This is a genomic window from Chitinophaga filiformis, from assembly GCF_021646545.1.
Classification (GTDB): Bacteria; Bacteroidota; Bacteroidia; order Chitinophagales; family Chitinophagaceae; genus Chitinophaga; species Chitinophaga filiformis_A.
On sequence record NZ_JAKIRP010000004.1, the window covers coordinates 98,265 to 111,653 of the forward strand.

At 49.3% G+C, this 13,389-nt stretch carries 14 protein-coding genes; 12 read left to right on the forward strand and 2 right to left on the reverse strand.

What is annotated here, in order from left to right; genetic code table 11:
* The first annotated feature begins 36 nt into the window (after positions 1–36).
* The 3 genes from L3C95_RS12720 to L3C95_RS12730 all read left to right on the forward strand — a co-directional run bounded on the left by L3C95_RS12720 (position 37) and on the right by L3C95_RS12730 (position 2,606).
* Positions 37–519 carry a GNAT family N-acetyltransferase gene (locus tag L3C95_RS12720; RefSeq protein ID WP_236387628.1) on the forward strand — a complete coding sequence of 161 codons (483 nt, stop codon included), beginning with the start codon at positions 37–39 and terminating at the stop codon, positions 517–519.
* A 507-nt stretch (positions 520–1,026) separates the two neighbouring features.
* Positions 1,027–1,890, forward strand: coding sequence for an AraC family transcriptional regulator (locus L3C95_RS12725; RefSeq protein WP_236387631.1), 864 nt, complete (start codon positions 1,027–1,029; stop codon positions 1,888–1,890).
* A 65-nt stretch (positions 1,891–1,955) separates the two neighbouring features.
* Positions 1,956–2,606: an HD domain-containing protein gene (locus L3C95_RS12730; protein WP_236387633.1), complete on the forward strand. Its 651-nt coding sequence runs from the start codon at positions 1,956–1,958 to the stop codon at positions 2,604–2,606.
* Positions 2,607–2,609: 3 nt separating this feature from the next.
* Here L3C95_RS12730 and L3C95_RS12735 read toward each other — a convergent pair whose 3' ends face one another.
* Positions 2,610–2,918, reverse strand: coding sequence for an ArsR/SmtB family transcription factor (locus L3C95_RS12735; RefSeq protein WP_236387635.1), 309 nt, complete (start codon positions 2,916–2,918; stop codon positions 2,610–2,612).
* Positions 2,919–3,020: 102 nt separating this feature from the next.
* Here L3C95_RS12735 and L3C95_RS12740 point away from each other — a divergent pair, with 102 nt between their 5' ends.
* The 4 genes from L3C95_RS12740 (at position 3,021) to L3C95_RS12755 (ending at position 8,112) form a co-directional block, all read left to right on the forward strand.
* Entirely contained in the window at positions 3,021–3,263 is a 243-nt protein-coding gene (locus tag L3C95_RS12740; RefSeq protein ID WP_236387637.1) for a hypothetical protein, read from the forward strand.
* Between the two features lie 108 nt (positions 3,264–3,371).
* A complete protein-coding gene (locus L3C95_RS12745) occupies positions 3,372–4,853 on the forward strand; it encodes an FAD binding domain-containing protein (protein WP_236387638.1) in 1,482 nt (493 codons plus the stop codon).
* A gap of 6 nt (positions 4,854–4,859) precedes the next feature.
* Entirely contained in the window at positions 4,860–7,169 is a 2,310-nt protein-coding gene (locus tag L3C95_RS12750) for a xanthine dehydrogenase molybdopterin binding subunit (RefSeq protein ID WP_236387640.1), read from the forward strand.
* Positions 7,132–8,112, forward strand: coding sequence for an XdhC family protein (locus L3C95_RS12755; RefSeq protein ID WP_236387642.1), 981 nt, complete (start codon positions 7,132–7,134; stop codon positions 8,110–8,112). Before L3C95_RS12750 ends, L3C95_RS12755 begins: the two co-directional genes overlap by 38 nt.
* A gap of 14 nt (positions 8,113–8,126) precedes the next feature.
* Here the strand turns inward: L3C95_RS12755 and pucL are convergent, their stop codons facing one another.
* The gene (pucL, locus tag L3C95_RS12760; protein WP_236387644.1) at positions 8,127–8,972 is read right to left on the reverse strand and encodes a factor-independent urate hydroxylase; all 846 of its coding nucleotides are present in this window, start codon (positions 8,970–8,972) and stop codon (positions 8,127–8,129) included.
* 77 nt (positions 8,973–9,049) lie between these two features.
* On the opposite strand from pucL, the gene allB reads away from it, so the two are divergent.
* From allB to uraH, 5 genes are all read left to right on the forward strand, one after another.
* Positions 9,050–10,396 carry an allantoinase AllB gene (gene allB / locus L3C95_RS12765; protein WP_236387645.1) on the forward strand — a complete coding sequence of 449 codons (1,347 nt, stop codon included), beginning with the start codon at positions 9,050–9,052 and terminating at the stop codon, positions 10,394–10,396.
* Between the two features lie 139 nt (positions 10,397–10,535).
* The gene (locus L3C95_RS12770; RefSeq protein WP_236387648.1) at positions 10,536–11,783 is read left to right on the forward strand and encodes an allantoate amidohydrolase; all 1,248 of its coding nucleotides are present in this window, start codon (positions 10,536–10,538) and stop codon (positions 11,781–11,783) included.
* A gap of 1 nt (position 11,784) precedes the next feature.
* Positions 11,785–12,531, forward strand: coding sequence for a (S)-ureidoglycine aminohydrolase (gene allE / locus L3C95_RS12775; protein ID WP_236387650.1), 747 nt, complete (start codon positions 11,785–11,787; stop codon positions 12,529–12,531).
* 10 nt (positions 12,532–12,541) lie between these two features.
* Entirely contained in the window at positions 12,542–13,048 is a 507-nt protein-coding gene (uraD, locus tag L3C95_RS12780; RefSeq protein ID WP_236387652.1) for a 2-oxo-4-hydroxy-4-carboxy-5-ureidoimidazoline decarboxylase, read from the forward strand.
* On the forward strand, positions 13,045–13,383 hold the full coding sequence (uraH, locus tag L3C95_RS12785) for a hydroxyisourate hydrolase (protein WP_236387668.1): 339 nt from the start codon (positions 13,045–13,047) through the stop codon (positions 13,381–13,383). Before uraD ends, uraH begins: the two co-directional genes overlap by 4 nt.
* Positions 13,384–13,389: the final 6 nt, after the last annotated feature.

Here is a 13,389-nt window from a genome sequence, read left to right on the forward strand (position 1 = left end):
GAATCAATAAGCATATAGATAACCATAGAACACACCATGCCAATCACCATCAGAAGCATTGACACCACAGATAATGCTGCATTAGCGAAGATCGTCCGCGATACATTTGAAGAATTTGATATTCCAAAGGAAGGAACTGTGTACTCCGATCCTGAAACAGATAGGTTGTACGACCTGTTCCAGGTGCCAGGCAGCGCATATTTTGTTGCCGAGGAAGATGGCGTGATACTCGGAGGCTGCGGACTGTTTCCCACAGCAGGCCTTCCTGAAGGCTGTGCCGAACTGGTAAAATACTACCTCTCCGGCAATGCCAGGGGCAAAGGCATCGGCAGAGCGCTGATGGAACATACTTTCGTTGCCGCGAAGCAACAGGGGTACACGCAGCTTTACCTCGAGTCATTCCCTGATTTTGCCAAAGCCGTGAGTATGTATGAAAAAGCCGGTTTCCGGCATCTGGATAAGGCACTAGGCAATTCCGGGCACTTTGCCTGCACCATATGGATGCTGAAAGATCTGTAATCTGTAATAAAGAAAGCCGCGGCATCCCCGCGGTTTTCTTTTTCCTCCCCGTTTTCGGTTATTTCTACATTCAGAAAAAACGTGAACCTTGCATCACGTATACAATCGGCGTTGCCCCTACCGGAAAGCAACACCGGCAAAGATATAACGGAAACCATATCCTGATTAGAACAAACACTATGCTCGATTTCCACGTGATGGCGACCTTCACCCTTTCGGGTGGAGGTTGTTTTTTTTGTCGCCCGTGGTTGGAACCCAGCGCTACAGGTACACGGCACCTACCGGGCCGATTGACGGTTTGTTTCCCTGTAGTACCAATCCGGTACCAATCCGGTACCAATGGCCTCATCTTATGTTCATCTTACGTTCAAAACGTAGGATGAACATAAGATGAGGCCATTGGTACACCGTTGGTACCGGATTGGTACCGGAAAGATACCCTGCAGCCTATACCGCTATCAATTGTTTGTATATCCTGCCAGCCGCTTATTTCTGTAATTTTGCTCCATGCATACGGCTCATATACTGAACATTGACATCAACCCTGCGTTGAAGGATTCTTTCTCAGTAGAGGATGTCAACGGGCAATTGTCCGAAGACAATACACAACGCCGTATTTCATTCAATGAACTGATCCTCGTTAAAGATGGCTATGGCACTATTTTAATCGATGGCGGAACATACAATATTACACCGCATAGTCTTTTCGTTATTTCCAAGGGGCAGATCTACGCAGTGAATGACAAGCACCACCTGGAAGGGTATGTGCTGCAGTTTGGGGATTGCTTCTGGGAAAAAGCACCTGCCAGCGCCAGCAACTGCAAGGCAGTGCTCTTCAACGATCCCTCCGGTCACCAGCAGATGCAGTTAAATGAACAGGATGAAGCAATGCTGTTAAACCTGATGACAACCATACTGGATGAATTCAGGGAGCCAGACTATGTCAATAAAGCCGATGCCCTGGCAGCCTATCTGAAGATCCTCATGATAAAAGTGGCGAACATCAACAGCCTGCTACACACGGGCCACAGCACGAATGACAACAAGCTATACCGTCAGTATGTAGAACTGGTCAGCAAAGAATACCGCAACACCCATGAAGTGACCGATTACGCAGAGAAACTAGGTATTTCCTACCGGCAGCTGGCAGACCTCTGCAAACGTTGTAGCGGCAAAAGAGCCAAAGACATTATCAATGGCCAGCTGGTAGCAGAAGCCAAAAGAATGCTGCAATTTTCTTCCACGCCCGTAAAAGAGATCTCTTATCTGCTGAACTTTGCCACTCCCTACCAGTTCAGTAACTTTTTCAAGAAAGAAACGCAATTCTCCCCTAACGAATACCGGACACAGTTTGTGAAAATTGGTATCTGATCTACGGTTTTTAGCATTTACCGCCTCCTCCCCCGCCGGTAATTTTGTGGCATAAATTGAAAGTTATGCCAGTAACAGGATTAACAAAGCTAGCCGGAATAGATATCCCAGACAGTCAGGTAGCCAAACAGGCCACGGAACTACTGCTGGAATATGGTACAGAATTTCTTTATAATCACTCCCTCCGCGTATTTCTCTTTTCCTCCCTCAATGCGAAAAGAGGTAATATCAAACATGATACGGAGTTGCTATATGTGAGTGCTGTTTTCCATGACCTCGGACTAACGCCTCATTACAGTAGCCCTGACAAACGTTTTGAAGTAGACGGCGCCAATGCCGCCAGGGATTTCCTGAAAAGCCACGGATATCCGGAACAGGCGCTGCAACGCGTATGGGACACCATCGCCCTGCATACCACTATTGGTATTGCTGAATATAAGGAACCGGAGGTAGCACTGATGTATTCGGGTGTGGGCCTCGATGTGATGGGGGAAGGATATGAACACCTGAGTGAAGCGCACAGGAACGAGATCATTAAGGCCTTTCCGAGAACTGATTTCAAGAAAAAGATCATCCCGACCTTCTTCGATGGATTTAAACACAAGACAGATACCACGTTTGGAAACATCAAGGCAGACGTCTGCGCTTTTATGATACCCAACTTCCAGCGTAAGAATTTCTGCGATTGCATCCTGCACTCTCCATGGAGTGAGTAAGCATCACTTTTCCTTTTCCAGGAAATCTTCCAGTGCATCAAGCTTCTGCATCCAGAACGACTTGAACTGTTCTGTCCAGTCAGACACTTCCTGCAGCTTCTGCAGGTTGGCCTTACAGTAGCGCTCCCTGCCCTGCTGGGTGATCATCAGTAACCCACATTCTGTCAGGATACGGATATGTTTGGACACTGCCGGTCTGCTGATATCAAAGTTGTCAGCTATCGCATTGAGGTTCAATGTCTGATGTGCCAGCAGATTGATGATCTCGCGCCGGGTAGGGTCAGCTATTGCCTGGAAAACATCCCTTCTCATCGTTGATAAACGTATTTTAAGCAACCGTTCGGTTACAAAATTACGGAAAGCATGCCTGCTTTCAATGGCCCCCATTTTGTTTTGGTAAAAGAAACAGACATTATGGAAACGCATGAATTAAAGGTTGAATATGGCGGGGAACAATACATTATCCAGGCGGGCATAGAAAAGATCGGCCATGAGTATAAGATCTCTGCCACGGTAAATGGCACGGAGATCATTTTTTACCAGAATGATAAACAAAGACTGGTTCCCGATTATGTGGAGGAAACAGAACATCTGAACAGGGAATTACTGGACAGGATCGCCCTGACCATCGAAGAAAAGTGCCTGCCGCAGGATTGATATCCCCACCTGCTGCAGTGACAGCATCAGTCCGGCAGCCACGCCTGATATTACAACCTGACCTGAAGCGGCCCGCCGGCTAAAATATTTGCCGGAAACGTTCTATGAATGCGGTTTTTAGCTGGTATAGATGGAAAATTTTCGTTAACTTCAGACAAACCACATTTGTTACCCGTGCTGAAGTTTATTCTCAATAATGAAGATGTTGGTACCAGCCTCCCACCTGGTATGCCGCTGCTGGATTTCATACGTTACCATCAGCACCTGACCGGTACAAAAACCGGTTGCAATGAAGGCGATTGTGGTGCCTGCACCATCCTGGCAGGTGAGTTACAACATGGCTCGCTGGTTTACCGTTCCTTTACCTCCTGCCTGATGCCCCTGGGCAACGCACACGGCAAACATATCGTGACCATCGAAGGCGTCAATATGCTGCCGGCGCTCAATGTCATACAGCAGGCCATGGTAGACAATGCCGCTACCCAATGTGGTTTCTGTACCCCGGGATTTGTAATGTCCCTTGCCGGATTTTGCCTCAGCAAACAGCCGCCTATCGTGGAAAATGCCATTACCGCTATTGATGGAAATATCTGCCGTTGTACGGGGTATAAATCCATTGAGAGAGCTGCCGCTGCCGTTGCTATCGAACTGGCGGGGCGAAATGACGAGGAACCGGCCCAATTTGCCGCAGAACAGCAAATCCTTCCCGGATACTTCTCGGGCATAAAAGAGCGGCTTAAACGCCTCCTTTTGTCGTTAAACGGGGAATTGGCTCCGCCTTCGGGAACGGTGCCCCGATTTGTAGCCGGAGGAACTGATCTGTATGTTCAGCAACCGGAAGAAATACAGGAACAACCCCTCCGCTTCCTGTTCGGACAGGAAATGCTCAAAGGCATCACCCGGGAGGACAACCGCTGTGTGGTCGGCGCTTCCTGCACGGTGAACGACCTGCTGGCATCTCCCATCATGCGGGCGCATTTTCCCGCACTGGGAAGTTATATGAGCCTGATCTCTTCCACTCCCATCCGCAACATGGCTACCATTGCCGGGAATTTTATCAACGCCTCTCCCATAGGCGATCTGACCATCTTCTTCCTGGCACTGGATGCTACCATTGAACTGAGTGACGGCATCAATAACCGAACATTACCGCTGCGGGAATTGTATAAAGGCTACAAGCAACTGGATAAACGTCCGGAAGAATATATGACACGCTGCTGGTTTGACGTGCCTGACGCCAATACCGGTTTCCATTTCGAAAAGGTCAGCAAACGTACCAACCTGGATATTGCCAGTGTGAATACGGCAATCTGTATCACTATGAAGGAAAACCTGATCGGCACAGTCAGAATTTCGGCAGGCGGCGTAGGCCCCATACCGGCATTACTCCCCGATACCGCTGCCTTCCTCACAGGAAAGGCGCCCAGTGGGGCGGTGATAAAGGTGGCATGCGCCATTGCACAGTCGGAGATCACGCCCATCAGTGACGCCAGAGGCACAGCAGTGTACAAACGGTTGTTGCTGGAACAACTTATAAAAGCGCATTTCATCACCCTGTTCCCTTCTCTGCAGGTGGAACTGTTATTATAACGTGGTATGAAAAATATTGATTCCAATACCCATGTCAGCGGTACTTCTATGTACCTGGACGATGTGCCGCTACTTGGTGGCACCTTGTTTGGCGCAGCGTTTGGCTCGCCGGTAGCACATGGCGCCATCAGGGAATTGATACTGGAGGATGCCCTGCAGGTGCCGGGCGTGGTACGTATACTCACCGCTGCAGATATCCCCGGACAAAATGAAATAGGCGGCATTATCAAAGACGAACCGCTGCTGGCCGATCATCATGTCCACTTCTGCGGTATGCCGGTGGCTTTCGTAGTGGCGCATACCCGCGAGGCAGCCAGGGCTGCCGTAAAGAAGATCAGGGTAAAAATCGACCCACTGCCCATTATTACCGATCCCAGGGAAGCGCAGGCCAAAGGAGAACTCATCATCCCACCCCGTACTTTCACACAGGGCGATATAGACAACGCCTGGCGACAATGTTCACACATCTTTGAAGGCAGTGTAGACATCAACGGCCAGGAACACCTATACATAGAAACACAGGGCGCTTACGCCATTCCGCAGGAGAACAACAGCCTGCGTATCTATTCCTCGACACAGGGGCCGGCTGCAGTACAGCGGGCGGTAAGTTCCGTGCTGGGACAGCCCATGCACCGCTTTGAGGTTATCGTTACGCGCCTGGGAGGCGGCTTCGGCGGGAAGGAAGACCAGGCAAACACCTGGGCTTCGCTCTGCGCACTGGCTGCATGGCTGCTGAAAAGACCTGTCAAATATGCCCTTCACAGGATGGAGGATATGGTCATGACAGGTAAGCGGCACCCTTATGCGGCCGACTTCAAAATAGGACTGGACGATGAGTATAAGATCATCGCCTACGAAGTGTCCTTCTTCCAGAATGCGGGCGCTTCTGCTGATCTTTCTCCCGCAGTACTGGCCAGAACATTATTCCACTGCACCAATTCATATTTCGTTCCGCATGTAAAGGCCACCGCCTGGAGCTGCCGGACCAACCTGCCGCCCAATACCGCATTCAGAGGCTTTGGCGGGCCGCAGGGCATGTTTGTCATAGAGGCTGCTATCGCTAAAGCTGCACAGGCATTACAGGTAGACGCTTCGCTCATTCAGAAAAGAAACCTTATTCAGACAGGACAGGAATTTCCCTATGGACAGATTGCCAAAAGTGAAGCAATGGCCTGCTGGGAAAAAGCGGAAGCATTATACAGATACGAGGATCTCCGCAGGGCAGTCAGCAGCTTCAATGCTTCCCACAAGCTGCATAAAAAAGGGCTTGCCTGCATGCCCGTCTGCTTCGGCATTTCCTTTACCAACACCATGATGAACAATGCCCGCTCGCTGGTGCATGTCTATTCCGATGGCAGTGTCAACATCAGTACCGGCGCCGTGGAGATGGGTCAGGGTGTCAATACCAAAATATTGCAGGTGGCTGCACATACCTTTGCCATCGCTCCTGAAAGAATAAAACTCAATCATACCAGCACCTACACCATTGCCAATACCTCTCCTTCTGCCGCCAGTGCAACTGCTGACCTGAACGGGAAAGCTACCTTAATGGCCTGTACCGCCATCCTGGAACGCCTGAAACGCGTAGCTGCAGATGGCCTGGAGGTAGCGCCGGAAGATATTTCATTGGTGAATGAGCAGGTACTGGTGAAGGGCACACCTTCTTCCTGGAACTGGCAGCAGCTGGTTAATACCGCCTTCCGGCAAAGGGTTAATCTCTCCGAACATGCACATTATACAACCCCTGAAATATACTTCGATGAGGCAAAAGAGAAGGGACATCCTTTTGCTTATCACGTATATGGCACCGCCATCCTGGAAGCGACGGTCGACTGCCTCAGGGGAACTTATACCATCGATACAGTAAAGGTGGTGCATGATTTTGGTCACAGTATGAATACAGACATTGACCGCGGACAAATTGAAGGCGGCATTGTACAGGGCATCGGATGGATGACAATGGAAGAAGTGATCTATGACAGAGATGGCAGGTTACGTTCCAATGCCTTATCTACTTACAAGGTACCGGATATTTACTCCGTGCCGAAAACCATAGCAATAGACGCATTACAAACCAATGATGACAACCTCGCCGTATTCCGTTCCAAGGCAGTGGGAGAACCACCACTGATGTACGGCATAGGCGCCTGGTTTGCACTCAGCAATGCAATAAGGGCATTCCACCCAAACGCTGATATCCCTTTCAGTACACCTATGACACCAGAAAAAGTGTTGATGGCGCTATATTCAAAAACCATTCAGGAAACTAATCAGCAAAATGAAGAAACAGTTAGCCACCTGGGAATTAATCTGTAAAAGCCTGCGGCAGAATATACCGGTTATGCTGCTCTATGTACTGGACAGTCATGGCAGTAGTCCGGGCAGACAGGGCTTCTTTATGGCCGTAAATCATGCGGGAGATATAGAAGGCTCCATCGGAGGTGGTATCATGGAACATAAGTTTGTGGAAATGGCGAAGGAACAACTGGGCCATTTCGCAACTTCCTACTCGATACACAGGCAATTCCACGACAAGGAAGCTTCCAGACACCAGAGCGGTATGATCTGCTCCGGCGATCAGTCTATCCTGCTGTATAAATTGCTGCCGGAAAGTATCACACCCGTCAATAAGATCATTGCCTGCCTTTCGCAAAACCAGCAGGGCATCCTGGAACTGTCGCCACTGGGCCTGCGCTTCACCAGCGAGATACATGGTGAGCCGGACTTTTACTATACCATGCAGTCAGAACTGGATTGGGTATACCGCGAAAAGATCGGTTACCGCGATTTCCTGTATATCATTGGTGGAGGGCATTGTTCACTGGCGTTGTCAGATATCATGGAGAGACTCGATTTTTACGTTCATGTTTTCGAAGACCGCCCACATGTCCACACACTGCTGCAAAACAGTTCGGCGCATGAAAAGACGATCGTACGTGATTATAGTCAGCTGAAAGTAATGATCCCGCCGGGCGACAATCATTACGTAGTGATCATGACCGTTGGTTACCGTACGGATGATATTGCACTGAGAGCGCTGTTACATAAATCGTTCAGGTACTGTGGGATACTGGGCAGCGCCGCAAAAATTGAAAAGATGTACGATACCTACAGGGCGGAAGGGATCAGCGAAACACTATTGAGCAGGATCCATGCGCCGGTGGGATTAAACATCAGCAGTCAGACGCCGGCGGAGATTGCCGTCAGCATTGCGGCAGAACTGATAAAGGTGCGGCATGATGTTCCCGTACTGCACTAGGCCACTATAACACGCTATCCACGCGTCACGGTTGCTGTTATCAGGCCATAAGGCTCGTCGGTGGCAATGAAGATCTCATTCTGGTTCTGCAGATCAAACTGTTCCAGGTTGAAGGGGATATGATGTTTATTCGGCATTTGCAGATGGATCTCTTTGATACCATCATACGCTTCCAATACTGCCTTACCCATCGCATACAGCGTCTGCTGCACCGAGAGGCTCTTGTGGCCGGCGAATGTCTGCAGCAATAACTCACGTATGCTGTTGAACTGTGCGGTATAATCAGCAGGCAGGTTCCCATAAGTCCAGTTTATTTCACACTTTGTTGCCAGGATGCGGTCGGCCGTCTCCTTCAGCGTGGTATACTTGTCTTTGATGTACTTTTCAAAACCGGAGTCCGTCGTTTTCAGGATCAGCAGGTCCGTAATACCAGACTGCACACTGATATCGGAAGCGTTCTTTACTACCCGGGTCGTCTGTTTTTCTGATCCCCCACCGATATAAGCGTGAGCGTGTTCCACCCCGTCAAACTGCATGCGGTGGTACCGGTGTTCTGTTATTTCAATAGTAGCGGCTTCTACCTGTGATTGGGTTGTCACAAAATAATTAGCCAGGTATATAGCAAAGTCTTCTATGGAAGATTTAAAGTAATCTTTCGCCAGAGCATACACGGTGTTTTTCTGGGTATCTGTCGGCAGGATCTTGCTGTTATCACCTGTCGTATGCGCCTCATCAAAATCCCCCTTCAGTGATACGTTCACTGTTATCTGCCGGAATTCATGGTAAGCAGGATGGCGGATGATCTTCGACAATTGCACTGCGTTCTTACCGTAACTGTTCTCTCCTAATTTGATTTTCATAATGGGGCATTTTATTTGATGATAACATACCCTAATATAAAGAATTAATTGCCTACTTTTACTTAGAACCCCTCGATATGTATGACCTCATTATAAAAGGAAATAATATACTCACACCTGACGGTTTACAGCAGGCGGCAGTACTCGTCAAAGACGGCCGGATACACGCTATTCAGACTGACCTGCCCGACAATGCCTCCAGCATCGTTGATATAGGGGATAAGGTCCTGATGCCGGGCATCACCGACCCCCATGTACATATTAACGAGCCTGGCAGAACAGACTGGGAAGGCTTTGACACAGCCACACGCGCTGCTATAGCCGGTGGCATTACCACGCTGGTGGACATGCCCCTCAATTCCTCGCCCGTTACCACTACCGTACAGGCGCTGGAACAAAAGCTTAGCGCTGCTGCCGCACAGTTACATGCGGACTGCGGTTTCTGGGGTGGTGTTATTCCAGGTAATGAAAATGAGATTGAACCACTGATCAATAAGGGCGTCCAGGGGTTTAAGGCCTTTCTGACACATTCCGGTATTGATGAATTTCCCAATGTTACAGCAGCTGACCTGGAGAAGGTCATGCCCATCATTGCGCGGTATGATCTGCCGCTGCTGGTGCATTGCGAATTAATGGAAGAGGGCCAGCCTGCGTTCGCACAGGACAACAAACGTTCGCACAGGCAATATATGGCCTCGCGGCCACAGACGTGGGAACAGGCTGCGATAGATCTGATGATCCGCCTCTGCGAAAAACACCGCTGCCGGGTACACATTGTGCATCTTTCTGCTGCAGATGCCATTGAAAATATCATAGCGGCAAAAGAAAAAGGATTGCCAATAACTGTTGAAACTGCCCAGCATTATTTGTATTTTAATGGAGAGGAAGTACCGGATGGTAATACCAGTTTTAAGTGCGCCCCTCCTATCCGCGAAAGGGAAAACAACCAGCAATTGTGGGAAGCCCTGAAAGCAGGTGTGATAGACTTTGTTGCCACAGACCATTCCCCTTCCCCGCCGGAACTGAAGGAATTGGAGAGCGGCGATTTTACCACGGCCTGGGGCGGCATCTCTTCCCTGCAGCTTGCATTGCCGGCATTATGGACGGCAGGCCGGAGCCGGGACGTGACATTACCGCAGATCGCGCGATGGTTGTGTGAACAACCCGCGATACTGGCAGGTGTGCAGAACAGGAAGGGTAAAATAGCAGCGGGATATGATGCTGACTTTGTCGTATGGGATCCCGACCGGTTATTCACCGTGCATGCCGAAACATTGTTCCATAAACATAAACTGACCCCTTATGTTAACGAGACGCTTTATGGTGTGGTGGAACAGACTTATATACGCGGCGTAAAGGTATTTGACCAGGGAAATTTTACGTCCCTCTACCAGGGGAAAACGATACTGAGGGGTAAAGGGTAAATCTGGCCTCCAGGGGTAAAACCCGGAGCCATAAATTCCTTGACTGACAACAGGCAACTGGCGTGCCTGCTGATAATTGACAGTACGAGCCGTGTGGCGGGCGTGGCGATAATGAGTTCCTAATTCCCAAATGTCTGATATGGATTATTTACAAAGAGCAAACGCAGTGTTGGCCAGGATCCACGAACTGGCATGCATCAGTGAAGATGCCAACTGCGTGACCCGAACATTCGGTTCTTCCGCTTTCATCAGCGGTTGCAGTAAAGTGCTGTCGTGGATGCAGGAAGCCGGTTTAGAAGCCAGAATAGACAATATCGGGAATGTCAGGGGACGATGGCCGAGCAATGAACCCAATGCCCATACACTGGTTATTGCTTCACATATAGACACAGTGAAAAATGCGGGCAAATTTGACGGCCCCCTAGGTGTGACCATGGCGCTTGACCTTATCACACACCTGCAACAGGAAGGGACCAGCCTTCCTTTCAATATAGAATTAATCGCCTTCAGCGATGAAGAGGGCGTACGCTTTCATACCACCTACCTTGGCAGCGCTACCGTTACCGGTCACTTTGATACGAAACTGCTCGATAAGACGGACAGCGCCGGCATCACACTCAGAGATGCGATCAGGACCATCGGCGGAAATATAGATGCACTGGCGGCAGACGCTATTCCTGCAGAAGAATGGCTGGGCTATTATGAGATCCATATTGAACAGGGACCCGTATTATACAACCAGAACCTGCCTGTTGCCGTAGTACAGGGCATCGCCGGACAACAGCGTATCCGTGTCCGGTTTCACGGTACCTCAGGCCATGCCGGCACGGTACCCATGGAAATGAGGAAAGACGCATTATGCGCGGCGGCAGAGTTTATACTGGCAGTAGAACGTATCGGTCTGCAATACAATGATAACCTGGTAGCAACCGTAGGCCTCCTGGAGGTCACCAATGCGGCCAGCAATGTCATACCGGGAGAGGTGACCTGTTCTCTCGATATCAGAAGTACAGACAAACTACTGCTTAAAAAAGTACGCCGTTCCCTGAAAGATATTGCTTCGCAGATATGTGCCGAACGACAGCTTACTGCCGACTGGGACATTGTACAAAAAATAAAACCGGTGGAATGTGATACCGCGCTCAATCACCTGTTGGCACAGTCTATCACGGCAGCAGGTTATAATGTGAAAGAGCTCATCAGCGGCGCCGGACATGACGCAGTAGTGGTAGCTGCCGTAGCACCGGTTTGTATGCTGTTTGTAAGATGTTACAAAGGCATCAGTCATCATCCGCAGGAACATGTGGACGCAGCAGATATCGCCGTTGCTATACAGGTATCAGATCACTTTATTCATCGCCTTAAAGAAGTATACAAAAAGGGGTAATATGGAAATATCAGCATTGACGAGATCAGTAGTAAAAAGAAATCATGCAGTCATCTGCCCGGACGGATACGTCAACAGTGTAATACCCGGATGGACACATTGCAGGGTGAATGTCATCATCAATGAACAGATGGGCGCCAGGCTCGGACAAACATTGATCACCGCTGAAAAAGATTGTGTCATTGCGGGCAATACCGAAACCGCGCAGATCTTTTTCTATGTCATCTCTGGTCAATGCACAGCGAAGGCAGATACACAAACCAAAGCAATGAGCGGCGGGCAGTTCTGCTATGTTCCCGCCGGACATGCCTACCGGCTGGAGCATTTCACCGAAGGTACACAGATCGTCACTTTCCACAAGGTATATGAAAAACTGGCGGGACATGATCATCCGCCTGTGATATTCGGAGATGCAGCTGCCGTACCAGGACCCGCTTTTCTCGGAGATCCTGCATTACGATTACAGGTATTGCTGCCGGACGATCTCTCCTTTGATATGGCCGTGAATATATTCACTTATGATGCCGGCGGGCACCTCCCTTTCGTAGAGACACATATCATGGAACATGGACTGCTGTACCTGCAGGGACAGGGCGTTTACATGCTGGACCATGAATGGTATCCTGTTAAAAAAGGAGATGCCATCTGGATGGCCCCTTACTGCCAGCAATGGTTTACTGCAATGGGAAAAGAACCTGCCGTTTATATCTATTACAAAAATGTGAACAGGTTCCCCACTACTATATAAATTCCACCCAATGACTTTGACAGCACTTAATGCATTAACACCAGAACAACTAAAAGAAACGCTCAGCACCTGCTGTGGCGCTACCGCATGGATTGAAAAAATGGAAAAAGAATTTCCGGTAAAAGACGAAGACGCCCTGCTGGCTGCCGCCGCAAAACACTGGCACGAGTGTTCAGAAGAGGACTGGCGGGAAGCTTTCACTCATCATCCGAAGATAGGCGACCTCCATTCCCTGCAACAGAAATTTGCCGCTACCGCGCAATGGGCCAGCCGGGAACAGGCAGGCACCATCGATGCCTCCACCGTTATACTGCAGGCATTTGCCAAAGGGAATAAGTTGTATGAAGATAAATTCGGCTACATCTTCATTGTATGCGCCACAGGCAAGTCTGCTCCTGAAATGCTGTCTATTCTTACAGAACGGTTAAAGAACAGTCCTGAAGAAGAAATAAAGATCGCGATGCTGGAACAGGAAAAGATCACCGCCCTCAGACTGAAAAAACTATTAAGTGCATGAGCCAGATCACTACACATATTCTCGATACCTCCAGCGGTAAACCTGCACAGGATGTAGCGGTCAGCTTATCCCGCCAGGAAGAACAGCTCTGGACCTGCATAGCAGAAGGCATTACCAACAAAGAGGGCAGGATCACAGACCTGCTGGCAAAAGATGTGATCATACCTGCCGGCATTTACAAGCTGCGGTTTGAAACGAAGATCTATTTTGAAAGCCGTGGCATCACCACTTTTTATCCTTTTATAGAAGTGGTCTTTTATATCAGCGGCAGTGAGCATTATCATGTTCCCCTCTTAGTAAACCCATTTGGTTATTCCACGTACCGTGGCACTTAAAACTCC